Origin of the sequence: Rhizobium sp. BK650 (genome assembly GCF_014195325.1) — a bacterium.
GTDB lineage: Bacteria > Pseudomonadota > Alphaproteobacteria > Rhizobiales > Rhizobiaceae > Rhizobium.
The window spans coordinates 293,951-312,382 of the sequence record NZ_JACIBK010000007.1 but is presented as its reverse complement, the minus strand read 5'-3'; the positions used below and the strand labels follow the sequence as shown (position 1 = coordinate 312,382).

Annotated in this window: 17 protein-coding genes; 1 reads left to right on the top strand and 16 read right to left on the bottom strand. The window is 58.9% G+C overall.

The genetic code is table 11. The features are described from left to right. Positions 1–4: 4 nt before the first annotated feature. The 14 genes from FHX15_RS19110 to pcsA form a co-directional block, all read right to left on the bottom strand. Positions 5–712 carry a DUF502 domain-containing protein gene (locus FHX15_RS19110; protein WP_184399862.1) on the bottom strand — a complete coding sequence of 236 codons (708 nt, stop codon included), beginning with the start codon at positions 710–712 and terminating at the stop codon, positions 5–7. A 123-nt stretch (positions 713–835) separates the two neighbouring features. After that, a complete protein-coding gene (gene glmS / locus FHX15_RS19105; RefSeq protein ID WP_184399860.1) occupies positions 836–2,662 on the bottom strand; it encodes a glutamine--fructose-6-phosphate transaminase (isomerizing) in 1,827 nt (608 codons plus the stop codon). Positions 2,663–2,768: 106 nt separating this feature from the next. After that, positions 2,769–4,130 (bottom strand): bifunctional UDP-N-acetylglucosamine diphosphorylase/glucosamine-1-phosphate N-acetyltransferase GlmU, encoded by a 1,362-nt coding sequence (gene glmU, locus FHX15_RS19100; protein ID WP_184399858.1) that lies wholly within the window; start codon positions 4,128–4,130, stop codon positions 2,769–2,771. Between the two features lie 63 nt (positions 4,131–4,193). After that, entirely contained in the window at positions 4,194–4,967 is a 774-nt protein-coding gene (locus tag FHX15_RS19095) for a FadR/GntR family transcriptional regulator (protein WP_184399856.1), read from the bottom strand. Positions 4,968–4,980: 13 nt separating this feature from the next. Continuing rightward, complete coding sequence (gene yjfF / locus FHX15_RS19090; RefSeq protein WP_184399854.1) at positions 4,981–5,949, bottom strand: galactofuranose ABC transporter, permease protein YjfF; 969 nt, start codon at positions 5,947–5,949, stop codon at positions 4,981–4,983. Further along, entirely contained in the window at positions 5,946–6,956 is a 1,011-nt protein-coding gene (locus FHX15_RS19085; protein WP_184399852.1) for an ABC transporter permease, read from the bottom strand. Before FHX15_RS19085 ends, yjfF begins: the two co-directional genes overlap by 4 nt. Continuing rightward, complete coding sequence (ytfR, locus tag FHX15_RS19080; RefSeq protein WP_184399930.1) at positions 6,953–8,476, bottom strand: galactofuranose ABC transporter, ATP-binding protein YtfR; 1,524 nt, start codon at positions 8,474–8,476, stop codon at positions 6,953–6,955. Before ytfR ends, FHX15_RS19085 begins: the two co-directional genes overlap by 4 nt. A 119-nt stretch (positions 8,477–8,595) precedes the next feature. Further along, positions 8,596–9,558 (bottom strand): galactofuranose ABC transporter, galactofuranose-binding protein YtfQ, encoded by a 963-nt coding sequence (gene ytfQ / locus FHX15_RS19075; protein ID WP_184399850.1) that lies wholly within the window; start codon positions 9,556–9,558, stop codon positions 8,596–8,598. 148 nt (positions 9,559–9,706) lie between these two features. Further along, positions 9,707–10,783: a BMP family ABC transporter substrate-binding protein gene (locus FHX15_RS19070; protein WP_184399849.1), complete on the bottom strand. Its 1,077-nt coding sequence runs from the start codon at positions 10,781–10,783 to the stop codon at positions 9,707–9,709. A 52-nt stretch (positions 10,784–10,835) separates the two neighbouring features. Continuing rightward, positions 10,836–11,756, bottom strand: coding sequence for an ABC transporter permease (locus FHX15_RS19065; protein ID WP_184399846.1), 921 nt, complete (start codon positions 11,754–11,756; stop codon positions 10,836–10,838). Further along, positions 11,753–12,838, bottom strand: a complete 1,086-nt coding sequence (locus tag FHX15_RS19060) for an ABC transporter permease (protein WP_184399844.1) — start codon at positions 12,836–12,838, stop codon at positions 11,753–11,755. Before FHX15_RS19060 ends, FHX15_RS19065 begins: the two co-directional genes overlap by 4 nt. After that, on the bottom strand, positions 12,828–14,396 hold the full coding sequence (locus FHX15_RS19055) for an ABC transporter ATP-binding protein (RefSeq protein ID WP_184399842.1): 1,569 nt from the start codon (positions 14,394–14,396) through the stop codon (positions 12,828–12,830). The genes FHX15_RS19060 and FHX15_RS19055 overlap by 11 nt, the downstream gene beginning before the upstream one ends. Positions 14,397–14,435: 39 nt before the next feature. Continuing rightward, positions 14,436–15,416, bottom strand: coding sequence for a quinone oxidoreductase family protein (locus FHX15_RS19050; RefSeq protein ID WP_184399840.1), 981 nt, complete (start codon positions 15,414–15,416; stop codon positions 14,436–14,438). 11 nt (positions 15,417–15,427) lie between these two features. After that, a complete protein-coding gene (pcsA, locus tag FHX15_RS19045) occupies positions 15,428–16,153 on the bottom strand; it encodes a phosphatidylcholine synthase (protein WP_184399838.1) in 726 nt (241 codons plus the stop codon). A gap of 244 nt (positions 16,154–16,397) precedes the next feature. Here pcsA and FHX15_RS19040 point away from each other — a divergent pair, with 244 nt between their 5' ends. Next, a complete protein-coding gene (locus FHX15_RS19040; RefSeq protein WP_184399836.1) occupies positions 16,398–17,210 on the top strand; it encodes a ferredoxin--NADP reductase in 813 nt (270 codons plus the stop codon). Positions 17,211–17,257: 47 nt separating this feature from the next. Here FHX15_RS19040 and FHX15_RS19035 read toward each other — a convergent pair whose 3' ends face one another. Then, positions 17,258–17,872, bottom strand: a complete 615-nt coding sequence (locus tag FHX15_RS19035) for a GntR family transcriptional regulator (protein WP_184399833.1) — start codon at positions 17,870–17,872, stop codon at positions 17,258–17,260. Positions 17,873–17,974: 102 nt separating this feature from the next. Then, positions 17,975–18,385: a GNAT family N-acetyltransferase gene (locus FHX15_RS19030; RefSeq protein WP_184399831.1), complete on the bottom strand. Its 411-nt coding sequence runs from the start codon at positions 18,383–18,385 to the stop codon at positions 17,975–17,977. Positions 18,386–18,432: the final 47 nt, after the last annotated feature.

The window sequence follows — 18,432 nt, the reverse complement described above, 5'->3', positions numbered from 1 at the left end:
GCCATCAATCGGCCTTGGAAACCGCAAGGGGCTTCGGGTGAGGAAAGTTCTTCTGCTTCAAATCGCGCGGCATATATTCGGGGGCGACGAGGCCGCCTGAAATCAGGAACTTCGCCGCATCTTCGGGGCTCATGTCGAGCATGACGATCTTTTCGCGCGGCACGAAGATCAGGAATCCCGCCGTCGGCACCGGTGTCGGCGGCATGAAGACGGCGACCATGTCCTGCCCCATCGCGTTGAACTTCGAGGCGATCTCGCCCTTGGCGTCCGTGGCGATAAAGACAAGCGCCCAGAGACCTGGGCTGGGGTATTCGATGAGGCCGACCTTCTTGAAGGAGTTCGACTGCTCTTTCAGCACCGTTTCGAAAATCTGCTTGACGCTCCTATAGACGGTACGCACCAGCGGCATGCGATGCACGACGGATTCGCCGAAACGGACAATGGTCTGGCCGATAAGGTTCTTGCCAAGGAAACCGACGATGGTGATCAGAACCACGGCAATCAGCAGGCCAAAACCGGGAATGGCAAAGTTGAGATAGCTCTCGGGATTCCAGCGCGTCGGAATATAGGGCCGCACCCAACTGTCCGACCAATGGATGAAAGTCCAGGTCAGCCAGATGGTGATTGCGATCGGCGCGCAAATGATAAGACCGGCGAGGAAATTATTCCTCAGCCGCATCGCGACCGGCACTCGGGGAGCCTTCTCGGTCATCTTTCCTGATGAACTCCGTTTCAGTCTTCAGACAGGCCGTCGAAGCGGCCTTCCCCCTGTGTCCATAGACTCAAAATTGCCAGAATTCGCCTTGTCGCACAACAGGTTTCAGCCCGTGCGGGGCTACTCCACAGTCACCGATTTTGCGAGGTTGCGCGGCTGGTCGACATCCGTGCCCATGAAGACAGCCGTGTGGTAGGCAAGCAGCTGGATCGGCAGCGAGAAGATCATCGGCGAGATGATTTCATCGACATTTGGGAGCGCGATCGTCGCCATGGTCGGCAGTTTCGAAGCAGCCGCACCGTTCTCATCGGTAATGAAGATGATGCGACCGCCGCGGGCTGCGACTTCCTGCATATTAGACACGGTCTTTTCAAAGAAACGGTCGTAAGGCGCAATGACGATGACGGGCATGTTTTCGTCGATCAACGCGATCGGACCGTGCTTGAGTTCGCCCGCGGCATATCCCTCCGCGTGAATATAGGAGATTTCTTTGAGCTTCAGCGCACCTTCCATCGCAAGCGGGAAGCTGGTGCCGCGGCCGAGATAAAGCACGTCCTTGCACTTGGAGAGTTCGCGCGACAGGCCTTCCATCTGCGGTTGGATGAGATTCAGGACCCGACTCATGATGCGCGGCATTTCCGCCAGATGTCGCACCAGCGCCTTCTCCTCGTCGGCACTGATCATATCGCGCGCACGACCGGCACCGATCGCCAAGGAAGCAAGCACGGCAAGCTGGCAGGTAAAAGCCTTGGTGGAGGCGACGCCGATTTCCGGGCCGGCCATGATCGGGAAGACGGCATCGGATTCGCGGGCAATGGTCGACTCCCGTACGTTGACAACGGCGCCGATCTTCAGGCCGTTGTCCTTGCAGTAACGGAGCGAGGCCAGCGTATCGGCGGTCTCGCCCGACTGCGAGATGAACAGGGCTGCCTGCGATGGCTGCAGCGGCATTTCGCGGTAACGGAATTCCGAAGCGACGTCGATTTCGACCGGCAGGCGCGCATAGCGTTCGAACCAGTATTTGCCGATCAAGCCAGCAAGATAGGCCGTGCCGCAGGCAGAGATTGCGAGGCCAGTCGCGGCCTTAAAATCAATGGCGGCTGCATTGGGGCTGATCGTGTTGGCGGCGAAATCCACATAATGACTAAGCGCGTGAGAGATGACCTCCGGCTGTTCGTAGATCTCCTTCTCCATGAAATGGCGGTGATTGCCTTTGTCGACGACATAGGCCGTCGCCTGCGAAATCTGGCGTGGACGTCTCACGACCTTGCCGGAGAAATCGAGCAACGTCGCGCCATCTCGGGTGATGATCGCGCAGTCACCGTCGACGAGGTAGGTAATTTCGTTTGTAAAGGGCGAAAGAGCGATGGCATCCGAGCCCAGGAACATCTCACCCTTGCCGTAGCCGACGGCAAGCGGCGGGCCGGAGCGGGCGGCCATAATCGTACTGGGGTCGTTCTTCAGCATGACAGCGAGCGCATAGGCGCCGGTGACGCGGTTCAGCATCTTCAGCATGGCTTCGCGCGCAGAAAGACCCTCGCGCAAATACTTCGCCATCAGATGAGCGACCACTTCCGTGTCGGTCTGGCTTTCGAAGGTCGCCCCTTCATGGCTCAGTTCATCACGCAGTTCCGAAAAGTTCTCGATGATGCCGTTGTGGACGACCGCGACGCCTTCGACGAAATGCGGGTGGGCGTTGGTCTCGTTCGGCACGCCATGGGTTGCCCATCTGGTGTGTGCAATGCCCGTCGTTCCGGGCAGCGGTTCACTGTCCAGTCGCTTTTCGAGATTGAAGAGCTTGCCCTCGGCGCGGCGGCGATCCATCACGCCCTCATGGATCGTGGCGACGCCGGCGGAATCGTAACCGCGATATTCCAGCCGCTTCAGCGCATCGACAAGACGGCCCGCAACCGGCATATTTCCGACGATCCCTACAATTCCGCACATGCAAATACCCCTCAACGCCAATGTTGACGCCAGTCCTAGCGATTCTCTTTTATTTCTCAATTGGTAGCGCGGTCACTTTCGATTTCCGCACGTTACCGAAGAAAGTTCACCCCTTGGCCTTCTTCGCCGCCTTGATGGCTAGCGCCCGTTCGCGCAGGAGCTTGGCCCGCTCGGGCTTGATCTCCTGCCTAGCACGGCCGAAGGCGAGCGCCTCAGCGGGGACATCGGCAGTAATGACGCTGCCCGATGCAATATAAGCGCTGTCGCCGATAGTGACCGGTGCGACCAGCGAGGAGTTCGAGCCGATGAAGGCATCTTTGCCGATGACGGTCTCGAACTTGTTCACTCCGTCATAATTGCAGGTGATCGTGCCGGCGCCGATATTGGTACCGGAGCCGATGACGGCGTCACCGATGTAGGTCAGATGGTTGACCTTGGCGCCCTCGCCGATCTTGCCGTTTTTGACCTCGCAAAAATTGCCGACCTTGGAACCGACCGAGAGGTCTGCCCCCGGACGCAGACGCGCGAACGGACCGACCGTTGCGCCTTCACTGACATGGGCGCCCTCGATATGCGAGAAGGCATGGATGACCGCTCCACTTTCGATGACGGCGCCGGGGCCGAAGACGACGTTCGGCTCGATCAGCGCGTCCTGTCCGATGACAGTATCATAGGAGAGAAAAACGGTTTCCGGAGCGATCATCGTCACGCCTGAGAGCATCAGCTCATGACGGCGGCGCTCCTGCCAGAAACGTTCGATCGCGGCCAGTTCGGCGCGGTTGTTGCAGCCGGCCATCTCGACTTCGGGTGCATCGACGGCGGTGACCCGGCCGCCGAGCGAGCGGGCGATCTCGACGAGATCGGTCAGATAATACTCGCCCTTGGCGTTGCTGTTGCCGATGCGCGACAGCAATTCGATCGCCTTACGTCCGTTGATCGCCATCAGGCCGCTATTGCACCATTTGACGACGCGCTCGGCATCGGTGGCGTCCTTCTCTTCGCGGATGGCCATCAGTTCGCCGTCCTTGACGAGGAGGCGGCCATAGCCGGTCGGGCGGTCCGTGTGGAAGCCAATGACGACGATATCGCTGCCTTCGGCCAGTGCCTTTCGCGCCTCAACGAGCGGACCGGGCGTCTGCAGCGGCACGTCGCCGTAGGTGACGAGGATATCGTCATAGCCTTCGGCAATTGCCGCATGAGCAGCGAGGACAGCGTGGCCGGTCCCGAGCCGTTGTCCCTGAACGTAGGATTTGATCGTCACGCCGCCGATATCGGCAGCCTCCGCCACTTTCTCGGCATCGCGGCCGACGACGAGCGCAACGGAGGAAACACCGGTCGCGGCCACTGCATCGACGACATGGGCAATCATCGGCCGGCCGGCGACCTCATGCAGCACCTTCGACTTCACGGACTTCATTCGCGTGCTGTCGCCCGCGGCGAGAATGACGGCAAGGCAGGTGCGTTCCATGGCAGACTCCGAGAATCCATTGCAGATCGGCTGTTCTGCCGCTCATAGCAGCAAGGCGAGGCTTCAAAAAGTCGAAATCGGCAAGGAAATTGTGGTCTGGGCGAGCGCGGAGAAGGCTTCGTGAACGTGTTCCCTGCCGTCGACGATGACATCTTCCATTGCCTTGCGCGCCGCTGCGCTATTGCCCGCGGCGATGGCCTCGACAATACGCATGTGCGTTTCGGCTATGTTGGCGAAGCCGTTCTGCGAGGGCGGCGTACTCATGCGAAACATGCCGACGAGTGCCGCCTCGATGAGCCCGCCGAGCGTGCGCATGAAGGGATTGTGAGATGCTTCCGAAACGGCGAGATGGAACCGCAGATCGGCAAGCGCCAGGCTGTCGGCGGTATGGTCGCTGGCGGCCATGTCGAGCGCCAGGCCGCGCAGCAATTCGATCTCCTCCGGGGTCGCGCGTTCCGCCACGAGGCCGGCGGCAAAAGGTTCGAAAGCCAGCCGGATATCGTAAAGGTGCAGGAGAAATTCTTCACTCACACCGTTGGCGAAATGCCAGGAAATGATCTCAGTGTCGAACATGTTCCAGAAGTTCTTTTCCGTCACACGCGTACCGACACGCGCCCTTGCGACGACCATGCCCTTGGCGGCGAGCGTCTTCATCGTTTCGCGCAGCACCGTGCGCGAGACCTTGAAGCGCTGAGCCAGCTCCCCGTCTCCCGGCAGGATGGTGCCGACAGGATAAGTGCCGGCGACGATCGCTCGGCCGAGTTCATCGACGACATGCGCGTGGCTTGTTCGGGTTCTTCGCCCTGCCTTACGGGTTTCAAGCTGTCGGTTGCGCAATCCGTCACTCCTCCTAGCCGTATCTCCTGTTGAGACTCGAAAGGAAAAGGATGGCTTTTTGCATTACCATGAATGCAAAAAGCAGCAGGCCAATCAGGATTTTCGTCCACCAGCTCGACAGCGTACCGTCGAAGGTGATGTAAGTCTGAATGAGCCCCTGGATCAGCAGACCGACAAAGGTCCCCGCCACAAATCCCGCCCCTCCCGTCAGCAGCGTCCCTCCGATGACGACTGCCGCAATGGCATCGAGTTCGACGCCCACCGCCGCAAGAGAATATCCTGCAGAGGTGTATAGGGAAAAAACGATTCCGGATAGGCCCGCCAGGAAACCGGATAGGGCGTAGATCTGGATCGTCGTGCGCCCCACCGGAACACCCATCAGCTGCGCCGTCTGCACGCCACCGCCGAGCGCATAGACATTGGTGCCGAAGCGGGTGCGATGGGCGATGAATATGCCCACTGCGAACACGATCAGCATGATGGCGCCGATCAGCGTCAGGCGGCCACCGCCCGGCAGACGATAGTAGAGGCTCGTTAGCGTCGAATAATATTCGTGATCAATCGGAATGCTGTCGATCGACAGGACATAGGCCATACCGCGGGCAAGGAACATGCCGGCGAGGGTCACGATGAAGGGCGGCATCTGCAGGAAATGGATGATCATGCCCATGACAGCGCCGAAAGCCGTGGTGATGACGAGGACGATCGCGAAAGCGGCAAGCGGATGAATGCTGGTCTTCTGCAAGATCACGGCGAGAAAAACGCCGGTGAAAGCGATGACGGAGCCGATCGAAAGATCAATGCCGCCGGAGATGATGACGAAGGTCATGCCGACGGCCGCTATGCCGAGAAAGGCATTATCCGTCAGCAGGTTGCCGATGACGCGGGTCGACAGGATGTTCGGATATTGCAGCGTGCAGACCGCGTAGGCGAGTATGAAGATGACGATCGTTGCAAGGAGCGGCAGGTATTTGGAATTCATTTGCGCGCTCCTGCGTCCGTCCGGCGGGTTAGGAAGCTGGTCAGCGATTGCATGGCCGGCGACTGGATGACCAGAATGACGATGATGATGATCGCCTTGATGATAAGATTGAACTCCGGCGGAAAGCCGGACAGGAGAATACCTGTATTGACCGCCTGAATGATCATCGCGCCTATCAGCGAGCCAACTATGCTGAAACGCCCGCCGAGCAGCGAGTTGCCGCCGACGACAACGGCGAGGATAGCATCGAGCTCCAGCCAAAGGCCGGCGTTGTTGGCATCCGCGCCTTTGATGTCTGCTGCAACGATGAGACCCGCAATCGAAGCACAGAGGCCGCTCAGCATATAGACAGCCATCAGCAGTACCGGCGTCTGCACACCGGAGAGTGTGCTCGCGCGCCTGTTGATACCGACGGCTTCGATCAACATGCCGAGCGCGGTGCGGCGGACCAGCAGGACGACCAGCAGGCCGACGATCAGCCAGATGACGACGGGCATGGGTAGGAAGGCGAAGGAACCGCTGCCAAGAAAGATCAGTCCATCATCGTTGAAGGTCATGATGGCACCTTCGGTGATGAGCTGGGCGATGCCGCGGCCGGCGACCATCAAAACGAGGGTCGCGATGATCGGCTGGATATTGAGGACGGCAACGAGGAAGCCGTTCCAGACGCCGCAGAGCAAACCGATGACCAGAGTAAGTGCCAGTGTATAAGCAAGCGAGTTGCCTTCGACGATCGAGGAGGCTGCGACTGCGCCGCAGATCGCTATGACCGCGCCGACCGAAAGGTCGATGCCTTTCGTGGCGATCACCAGCGTCATACCGATGGCCAGCAACGCCACGGGCGCGCCGCGATTGAGCACATCGATGATGCTCCCATAGAGACGGCCATTTTGAACAATTACATCAAGAAACTGCGGGAAAAGGCTGAAATTCATAAGAAGAACAACCAAAAGCGCAATCAATTGCGGCGCAAGACGAAAGCCCAGCGCCCTCAGCGAGGCAGTCATGCATCCTCCGTTCGTTTGTCGGCCGCAGCGATGGCGTCGACAATGCCGGCGGCGGTAATGCGCTCACCGGTCAATTCAGCGATGTGCTCGCGATCGCGCAGGACGATGACGCGCGAGCTGTAGGCAACGAGCTCCTCAAGTTCGGAGGAAATCACGATCAGGGACATGCCCCTGGCGCACAACTGCTCGATGAGCTTGATGATCTCGGCGTGGGCGCCGACGTCGATGCCGCGGGTCGGTTCATCCAGGATCAGGAAATCCGGATTCGTAGCGAGCCAGCGGGCAAGGATCGCTTTCTGCTGATTGCCGCCCGACAGAAGCCTGATTGGCTTTTCGCGGTCGGTCGTGCGGATATCGAGCGCCCTGATATATTCGTCAGCGATCGCATTCTGCTCGGCGCGCGAAAGCGGTCGCGCCCAGCCACGACGGGCCTGCAGAGCAAGTGCGATATTCTCACGGATCGACAGGTCGCCGATAATGCCATCCGTCTTGCGGTCCTCCGGGCAGAAGCCGAAGCCCTTGCCGATCGCCATGCGTGGACTGGAAAGCGTCACCGGCTTTCCATCGATCTTGGCGACACCGCTATCGGCACTTTCGATGCCGAACATGAGTTCGGCGGTCTCTGTACGTCCCGATCCAAGAAGCCCTGCGATCCCGACGACTTCGCCGACGCGGACAACGAGATCGAATGGCTTCACCTTTCCGCGCTTTCCGAATCCTTCGAAAGAATATTTGACCTCGCCGGCGGCAATGGTGTGCTCTCTGGCGGCATGCTCCGTTTGTGCAAGTTCGCGTCCGAGCATCATGGCAATGAGATTCTGGCGCGGAAGTTCAGCCGCATCATTCGTGCCGACGAGCCGGCCATTTCGCAGCACAGTGATACGGTCGCTGATCGCGTAAACCTGCTCGAGGAAATGTGTAATAAAGACAATACCTAGGCCACGCTTCTTCAAGTCTCTTACAACCCCGAAGAGCATCTCGACTTCGTGAGTATCGAGGCTTGCCGTTGGTTCGTCGAGAATGAGAACCTTGCCGGAGAGATCGACGGCACGGGCGATCGCCACGATCTGTTGGACGGCGACTGAGAAGCGGTCAAGCTGCGCGGTCACGTCGATGTCCAGGCCGTAGCCGGCCAGAAGCTCACTTGCCTGCCTGTTCATAGTCCGGGCATCGATCATGCCGAACCGCTTCGGCTGGCGGCCGAGGAAGAGGTTTTCTGCAACGCTGAGATTGGAGAGGAGGTTGACCTCCTGATAAACAGTTCCGATCCCCAGTTTCTGGGCGGCCAGTGTATCGGCCGGATCGATCTCGACACCCTCGAGCATTAGGCTTCCGGCATCGCGGCGATAGGCGCCGGTAATGCATTTGATGAGCGTCGACTTGCCGGCGCCGTTCTCGCCAAGAAGCGCATGCACCTCACCGCGGCGCAGCGTGAAATCGACCTTGTCCAGGGCAACGGCACCAGGAAAGAACTTCGATATGCCGGACGCTGCGAGAATATTCTCGAAATTGTGAACCATGAGGGCTGCTGCTTCCTGATATTGCGCCTTGCGCCCGTGCCAAAACCGGGCATGAAGCCCGGCCGGCACCGGTAGTTCCACACCGGCCCATGATGGGCCGGTGTGGTTCCAGGTTCATATCAGTAGCCCTGACCCTTCTTTTCCTCGTAGACCTTCTTGGGGTCGTCAGCAGGCGTGTACAGCTTGGACTCGGTCTGGATCCACTTCGGCGGAGCCTTCTTGTCCTTGAGGTAAGCTTCGAGCGCATCGAAAGCCGGACCCGCCATGTTCGGCGTCAGCTCGACCGTAGCGTTCGACTCGCCTTCGGACATGGCCTTGAAGATATCGGGCACGGCGTCGATGGAGACGACGAGGATATCTTTGCCCGGCTTCAGGCCGGCTTCCTTGATCGCCTGGATGGCCCCGACGGCCATGTCGTCGTTATGGGCATAGAGAGCGCAGATATCCTTGCCGCCATTCTCCGCCTTCAGGAAGCTTTCCATGACTTCCTTGCCCTTGGTGCGGGTGAAGTCACCGGTCTGGCTGCGAACGATCTTCAGGTTGTCGTGGCCAGCAAGAGCCTCTTCGAAGCCCTTCTTGCGAGCGATGGCCGGCGACGAACCCGTCGTACCCTGCAGCTCTACGACATTGCACTTCTTGTCGCCGACGGTCTTGACCAGGAAGTCGCCCGCGACCTTGCCTTCGTGGACCAAGTCGGAGGTAACCGCTGTTAGGTAGAGATCGTCAGGCGCCTTGATGGTCCGGTCGAGAAGGATGACCGGGATCTTGGCTTCCTTGGCTTCCTTCAGAACGTCGTCCCAGCCCGTCTCGACAACTGGAGCAATGAGAATGGCATCGACGCCCTGAGCAATGAAGGAGCGCAGAGCCTTGATCTGATTTTCCTGCTTCTGCTGCGCATCGGCAAACTTCAGATCGATGCCGCGCTTCTTGGCCTGTTCCTTGGTCACTGTCGTTTCAGCCGCGCGCCAGCCCGATTCGGAGCCGATCTGCGAGAAGCCGACAGTCAAGCCGGCGGCCGAAGCCGAACCGAACATGCAGGCAGCCAGAATCGTGGCACTCAAAAGTGCAGTCTTCAATTTCATGATTTCCTCTCCCAATGCCGCGTCTCGCGGCGCAGGGTCAAAAAATCATATAGTAATACTTTTGTAAATGAGCATTTTGGTATGCACTGCAGCAAAAAAGGCGCTCTTTTTAGAGCGCCTTTTCGCAACTGCGAGTTACAAACTCTGCTTACTGTGCCGGCAGCTTATCATCCACGCCTTCGACGTAGAAGTTCATGCCGAGCAGCGTGCCGTCATCAGCCTTTTCGCCGGCTTTCAGCCAGGGCGTGCCGTCCTGCTTGTTGATCGGACCGGTGAATGGATGCAGTTCGCCGGACTTGATCTTGGCTTCGGTTTCCTCGGCCATCTTCTTCACATCGTCGGGCATGTTCGTATAGGGCGCCATCTTGAGAATGCCGTCCTTCAGGCCGTCCCAGCTCTGCTCGGACTTCCAGGTGCCATCGAGCAGCGCGTGGACGCGCTTGGAGTAATAATTGCCCCAGGTATCGACGATCGCCGTCAGCTGCGCCTTCGGGCCAGCCGCAATCATGTCGGACGCTTGCCCGAATGCGTGGATGCCGCGTTCTTCGGCAACCTGCATCGGCGCCGTCGTGTCGGTGTGCTGTGTCAGCACATCGACGCCCTGGTCGATCATGGCCTTGGCGGCATCAGCTTCCTTGCCCGGATCGAACCAGGTGTTGACCCAGATGACCTTGAGCTTGAAGCTCGGATCGATCGACTTGGCGCCCTGCTCGAAGGAGTTGATACCCATCACAACTTCCGGGATCGGGAAGGAAGCGATATAGGCGGCGCCGTGATTCTTCGATGTCTTGGCGGCGATCTGGCCGAGGATGTAGCGACCTTCATAGAAGCGCGAGTTGTAGGTCGCCAGATTCGGGCCGGCCTTGTAGCCGGTGCCGTGCTCGAACTTGACCTTGGGGAACTTGGCGGCAACCTTGACCGTCGCGTCCATGAAGCCAAAGGACGTCGTGAAAATCAGCTTACAGCCGGAGCGCGCAAGGCGCTCGATGGCGCGTTCGGCATCCGGGCCTTCCGGCACGTTTTCGAGATAAGGCGTTTCGATCTTGTCGCCGAATTCTGCCTGGACCTGCTGGCGACCGACATCGTGCGCCTGCGAATAACCGCCGTCGTTGTGCGCGCCGACATAGACGAAGCAGACCTTCGTCTTGTCCGCTGCCGCGGCAGCTGAGGATAGGCCGATCACGGCTGCGGCCGATGCGGCAAGTGTAAGTGCGAACTTCTTCATGATGACCCCTGTTGGTTTGAAGATTTTCCGAAAACCTATCTGTATTCTTGTTCTATCGCTCCGGTACGAAGGCTTTTCCAAGCGACGCGGGCGTATTGATCAACGTCGTTCGCCGATTATGAGAAATGATGATCAGAACCACAATAGTCGCAGCATAGGGCAGCATCGAGAGGAATTGCGCGGGGACGCCGAGACCGAAAGCCTGCGCATGAAGCTGCAGGATCGTAACTGCTCCAAACAGATAACCGCCGGCAAACACTCGCCACGGGCGCCAGGAGGCGAAAACCACCAGCGCCAGCGTGATCCAGCCGCGGCCGGCCGACATGTTCTCAACCCACTGTGGCGTATAGACGAGCGAGAGCTGCGCACCGGCAAGACCCGCGCAGGCACCGCCGAACATGACGGCGAGATAGCGCGTGCGAATCACGTGAATGCCGAGCGCGTGGGCAGAACCATGACTGTCACCGATTGCTCTCAGCTTCAGACCGGGGCGGCTTCTGAACAGAAACCAGCTGACGCCGACGAGCAAGGCGATCGACAGATAGAAGATCAGATCCTGCTTGAAGAGAACCGGGCCGATAACCGGTATCTCCGAAAGGAGCGGGATGGCGATCTCCTTCAATTGAATGCCGGGTACGCTGACATAGGGTTCGCCGATCTGGCCGGAGAGGCCAAGGCCAAGGAGGGTCAGCGCAAGGCCTGTCGCCACCTGGTTTGCGACCAGCGTCAGAGTCAAAAAGGCAAAGAGCAGCGAGAAAAGCGCGCCCGCAACGATGCCGCAGATGATTCCGGCATAGGGCGATCCCGACATCTGCGCGCCGGCGAAGGCAGCGACAGCGCCCATGATCATCATACCCTCGACACCGAGATTGAGGACGCCGGAGCGCTCCGTCACGAGTTCACCAAGCGCCGCGATGACGAGCGGCGTGGAGGCGGTAATGACGGTCAGAAGAATGGCTTCGAAGATGCTCATGCCGCGCCGCCCCTTACCCGCGACCAGACGATACGGATTTTGTAATAGATCAGCGTGTCACAGGAGAGCACGAAGAACAGGATCAGCCCCTGGAAGACGCGGGTAACCTTGTCCGAAACACCGATCGAAAGCTGCGCAGCCTCACCGCCCAGATAAGTCAATGCCAATACCAGACCCGAAGCGATGATGCCGAGCGGATTGAGGCGACCGAGGAAGGCGACGATGATGGCAGTGAAGCCGTAGCCAGGCGAAATTGCCGGCTGCAGGTGGCCGATCGAGCCCGAGACCTCGCATATCCCGGCAAGGCCTGCGAGCGCGCCGGAAAAGAGAAAGCTGAACCAGATCATCTTCTTCGAGGAAAAGCCAGCGAAACGCCCTGCCCGTTCCGACTGGCCGAGCACGGCGACTTCGAATCCCTTCAGAGTGAAGCGCATCATGAACCAGACGAGGACAGCCGCGACGATCGCGAAAATGAAGGCCCAATGGGCGCGACCGGACTCTTCCCATATTGCTGGCACGATCGCTTCCGGTGCAAAGTCGCGCGAGACGGGAAAATTGAAGCCCTTGGGATCGCGCCATGCGCCGCGGATCAGCCAGTCGAGAAAGAGCTGTGCAATATAGACCAGCATCAGCGACGTCAGGATTTCGTTGGTGTTGAAATGGGCTTTGAGCAATGCGGGAATAGCAGCAAACAGTGCGCCGCCAACCGCACCAAGGATCAGCATCAGCGGCAGAACCAGCGGCGAGTGCCAGTCGTAGAAGACAATCGGGATATAGGAACCGGTGATCGCACCAATGGTGAACTGGCCTTCGGCGCCGATATTCCAGTTGTTGGAGCGATAACAGACGGCGAGACCGACAGCGATGAGGATCAGCGGCGCGGCTTTGACTGCGAGTTCATGCAGGGACCAGACTTCCAGAAGCGGCTCTAGAAAGAAGGCGTCCAGTGCCTCGACCGGATCCTTGCCAAGCGTAGCGAACACGATCGCGCCGGCGACCAGCGTCAGAACGAGGGCTAGGAGCGGCGAGACGAAAGCAAAGAGCTTCGAAACCTGCGAGCGCTTTTCCAGTTCAATGCGCAAGAGCGGGCTCCCCGGCTTGCTTGCCTTCATGCAGGCCGCCCATCAGCAGGCCGATCTTTTCGCGCGTCAGTTCACCGGCCGGATAGGGTTTGGACAGCCGCCCTTCAGAAATGACGGCGATATCGGTCGCCACCTCGAAGATCTCATCAAGATCCTGGCTGATAACGACGACGGCTGAACCGGTCTTTGCGAGATCGACGAGCGCCTGGCGGATACGGCTTGCGGCACCCGCGTCCACACCCCAGGTCGGCTGGTTGACGACCAGAACCGCCGGCTGTCGGTCCAGCTCGCGGCCGACGATGAATTTCTGCAGATTGCCGCCAGAAAGCGAACCTGCGGCTGGATCATCGCCGCTCTTGCGAACGTCCATGGCCTCGGAAATGCGGCGCGCTGCGGATTTTACGGCGCCATGCCTGATGATACCGAGGACGCCCAGAAAAGCCTTTCGATCAGACTGGCTGCGGGCGAGGACGAGATTGTCGGACAATTTCATCGCGGAAACAGCGGCGTGGCCATGCCGCTCCTCCGGTACGAAGCCGGCGCCGAGCAGACGGCGGGCGGTGATGCCCTGCGTGCCGACAGGCTTCTTGCGGATAACGATCGCTTCGGCCGAAGAGATCGGATATTCGCCTGACAGCGCATCAAAAAGCTCGCTCTGGCCATTGCCCGCAACGCCGGCAATGGCGAGGATTTCGCCGGAGTGCACGGCCATGGAAATATCACGCAACGGCATGGCAAAGGGTGTGCGGGCGGCAACCGAGAGGTTCGAGACGGCAAGCTGTACTTCGCCCTTGTCGCTGCGCTCCGGATGGGTAACAGCTGCCACTTCGCTGCCGACCATCATGCGCGCGAGAGAGGCCGGCGTTTCCTGTTTCGGATCACAGGCGCCGGTCACGCGGCCATGGCGAAGCACGGTGGCGCGGTCACAGATGCGCTGCACCTCTTCCAGTCGATGGCTGATATAGAGAACGGAGCGGCCCTCCGCACGCAGCTTGAAAAGCGTGTCGAAAAGCCTGTCGGCCTCCTGCGGCGTCAGCACCGAGGTCGGTTCGTCCAGGATGATGAGCTTGGGGTTCTGCAAGAGCGCGCGGACGATCTCAATGCGCTGGCGCTCGCCGACGGAGAGATCGGCAACATGGGCGTGCGGATCGAGCGGAAGGCCATAGGCCTCAGACAACGCCCTCGCCTCCTCTGCGATCCTGCCGATTGGAATGCTGTCGTCGAGAGAAAGCGCGATGTTTTCAGCAACAGTAAGCGCTTCAAACAGCGAAAAATGCTGGAAGACCATGCCGATGCCAAGCTTGCGGGCCTCACCGGGGGATGTGATCATGACCGGCTTGCCCTTCCAGAGGATCTGCCCGTCTGTCGGCTCCAGAACGCCGAAAAGCATCTTGACCAGTGTGGATTTGCCCGCGCCATTTTCGCCGAGAAGCGCATGGATTTCGCCCGGTGCTATATCGAGATCGATTTCATTGCAGGCGGCAAAGCTGCCGAAGAATTTCGTGAGCTTCTGAACCGATAATAACGCACCGGAAGCCGGCACATTCAATGGCGACACGTTCCCCTCATTTCTTCTGCCGACCGGTCCCTTTGGATCTCATGGAATCAGCAGCGTCGTTCCGGTTGTTTTTCTTGTTTCCAGATCTGAGTGGGCCCGCCCAACCTCACTCAGCGGATAGGTTTGATTTATATTGATACGCACTTTGTTGCTGCGCACAACATCAAATAGATTGTTTGCACAATCGGTAAGCTCCTGAGGTGACGCGATATACGTAAAGAGCGTCGGGCGCGTCGCGTAGAGCGAGCCCCTTTGGGCGAGATGGCCCATGGTGAAATTCTCAATCGCGCCGGAGGATTGGCCGAACGAGGCGAAGAGCCCGCGCGGTTTCAGGCAATCCAGCGATTGCGGAAAGGTGTCGCGGCCGATCGAGTCATAGACCACGTCGACGCCCTTGCCGCCCGTGATCTCCCGAACGCGCTCTGCGAAATTCTCGGTTCGGTAATTGATGACATGATCATAGCCGTGCTCAAGTGCAAGCTGAACCTTATCGGCAGAGCCTGCCGTGCCGATGACGGTTGCGCCAAGCGCCTTTGCCCACTGGCCGGCGATGAGGCCGACGCCGCCTGCCGCGGCATGGAAGAGCAACACGGTTTCGGGACCGACCTTGAAGGTGCGGTTCAAAAGATATTCTGCAGTCATGCCTTTCAACATCATGGCGGCTGCGGTTTCCAGACTAATGCCCTCTGGCACCTTCACCAGATGTTTCGTGTCGATGTTGCGCTCAGTACTATAGGCGCCATCAGAGCCCGCATAGGCGACGCGGTCGCCAACGGCAAAATCGGTCACACCGGGACCGATGATCGTGACAACGCCAGCGGCTTCCTTGCCGGCCACGAAGGGCAGATACGGCGCCTTGTAGGTGCCGTCGCGGAAATAGACATCGATGAAATTCAGGCCGACCGCCTCGTGGCGAATCTGCACCTGGCCTGCTGACGGCGGCGGCAGATCGATATCGACATATTCGAAAACCTCAGGTCCACCGTTTCTGGAAAAAGAAACCGCCTTCGTCTTTGCCATCGCTCTCTACCTCACTTGCGTCCGAGTGCCGGGAAGAACTGGAGCACCGCGCCGATGACGTAAAGATAGATGCCGCTCACAATGAAGAGAGCGACCGCCCATTGTGGCATGTCGAAGCGCATCAGCAGCGAGTAGGCGCCAAGCGCCGACCAGAGCAGGAAGATGCCTAGATTCAGCGAGCGCAGGCGCTGGACCCGCACGGGATGCAGGAAGTTGATCGGTAGGAAGGTCAGGATCACAGAGACGGTGACGACGATAAAGGCCGTCATCTCGCCCGCATGCATGACGAAGAGCGTGAAAATCACCATATTCCAGACAACGGGGAAGCCCGAAAAGAAATACTCCTCCGTTTTCATGCCCATGTCGGCATAGTAGATGGCGCTGGACACGACAATCATGCCGGCGGCAACGAAGGACCAGGGTTCGCCAATCATGCCGCTCTGATAGAGCGCGAATGCCGGCAGCAGCACATAGGTCACGTAATCGATGATGTTGTCGAGCGTGTCCCCCGACCAATTCGGCAGCACTTCCTTGACACGCACCTTGCGGGCGATCGGCCCGTCGATGCCGTCGACCAGAAGCGCAAGGCCCAGCCACCAGAACATGTCGACAAAACGGAGTTCGGCAGCGGCGACCACACCGAGGAATGCGAGAAAGGAACCAGAAGCCGTCAGAATATGAACGGAGAATGCACGCATTTCCGCGTAAGGAACGCGCTTATAGTTGAAGATTTTCATGTTCCCCCGTACCACCTGTCGCGCGCCACGCCGAGGCGGGCGACTTTTCGCCTAATATGCATCCTTTGAACAGCTTAGCCAGCGCAAAAGCGACAGTTCGCCATAGCCAGCGAATCCTGACCATGACATGCATATTTCGCTCCTCAGCCATGCGATGGAATGGATTGCCTTTAATTTAGCGGGGTTTTGTAATATCTGCCTCGCATGTGATGATCATCTTGCGAACGACGAGCCCGATATCGAAATGAACGCTCCTGCAAAGACCGAAGAATTCGCCTCTGCCATTCCCGCCGGTGTCTATGCCGAGACGGTGCTGAGCGTGACGCATTATACCGATCGGCTCTTCCGCTTCACGATGACCCGGCCGGATGGCTTCCGCTTCCGCTCGGGCGAGTTCGCGATGATCGGCCTCATGGTCGATGGCAAGCCGATCTTCCGAGCCTATTCGATTGCAAGCCCCGCCTGGGCCGAAGAGCTGGAATTCTTCTCCATCAAGGTCCCGGATGGCCCGCTGACTTCGCATCTGCAGCTCATTAAGCCCGGCGATCAGGTGCTGATGCGCAAGAAGCCGACAGGCACGCTGGTTCTCGATGCGCTCACCCCCGGCAAGCGCCTCTATATGTTCTCCACCGGCACAGGCATTGCGCCGTTCGCGAGTCTCATCCGCGATCCGGAAACCTACGAGAAGTTCGATGAGGTCATCCTTACCCACACGACACGTGAGATTTCCGAGCTGAAGTACGGCTTTGATCTCGTCGAAGAGATCCGGAACGACGAGCTCCTCCAGGAAGTGGTCGGTGACAAGCTCCGTCACTATGCAACCGTCACCCGCGAGGATTTCGAGTATCGCGGCCGCATTACCGACCTGATTTCCTCCGGCAAACTCTTCACCGATCTCGGAATCCCGCCGATCGATCCGGCTCTCGACCGCGGCATGATCTGCGGTTCCTCCGCCATGCTGAAGGACACGAAGGAGCTTTTGGAGAAGGCTGGGCTCGAAGAGGGCGCCAACAGCAAGCCTGCAGAATTCGTGATCGAGCGGGCGTTCGTCGGCTGAGGCTGCAGTACATATTCCAGGCAGCGGCTCCGGAAACGGGGCCGTTTCTATTTCTGGCTCAGATAATCGATGAGATCGGCCATGGTCTTGCGCGCCTGCTCAACTTCACCCTGTTGAATGGCCTTGATCACCGCGACATGGAGAAAGATGGAGCGATCCATTCGTTCGGGGTTGGCGGTCGAATACCACAGGCGGCGGGAATGCGTCTGGACCGGCCCCAGCGCCGCCGTGATGAAGCGGTTGGGACAGGCATCTTCAAGGATTTCGTCAAACGCCTTGTCAGCGGCAAAGAAGCCCGCCAAGTCGCCGCAGATGGCGCATTCCTCCATCGCGCGAGCACAGGCGATGAGGCTCAATCTCTGCTCCTCATTGGCGGCATCGGCAACAAGCGCTGCTGCCACCGGCTCCAGCTTGCGGCGAACCTGCATCACATTGGCATGGTCTTCGGCGTTGATTTCGGCAATCTGCAGGCCGACGCGCGGCTTCACCACGATCAGCCCTTGCCAGGCGAGTTTCTGGATCGCTTCGCGCACCGGCGTACGGCCGTGACCAGCAAGATCGATAAGCTGCTTTTCCGTCACCAACGCTGCAGGCACGAGAGCCAGCGTTACAATGGCGTGCTCAAGTGCAAGATAGGCGAGATGGCTTAGCGATTCCTGCATGCGGACGAATCCATTCCGGTCTGATATATCATACATGGACCTCCTGAAATCTTGCAAGCCACTGTGATGTTTCGAAAATTCTGCACCGGGGAGACTGTCGACTTAGAAGATGCGCTCAAGGAGCAGCTCGTCATTCTTTGTGCCAACGACCTCCCATCCGGCGTTCCTGTAGAAGCGCTCCGCCCGCGTGCCTGGATCGGTCGTCAGCCATGCTCGCGAGAGCCCAGCGGCTTTCAGCACGTTGCAGGAAGCCTCGAGTAATGCCGAGCCAATACCCCTGCTTTCAAATTCCGGAAGGACAAACAATGCCCAGATGCTCCCATCGCGCGGGTCGGCGGCGGAGAAGGCAACAATTTCACTTTGTTCCTTCCATAAAAAAATGCCGGGATTGACGACGAACCATTCATAATGGGCATCAAGTACTCTGGATGCATCGCCAAGGACATTTTCGACAACGGACGACCGGATGATCTTAAGTCTCGGAATGTCGGCAATAATTGCTCTTCTCAGCAAGGTGAGCTCCTGGTCAGTTATCATGAATATCCCAAAACCACATGAGA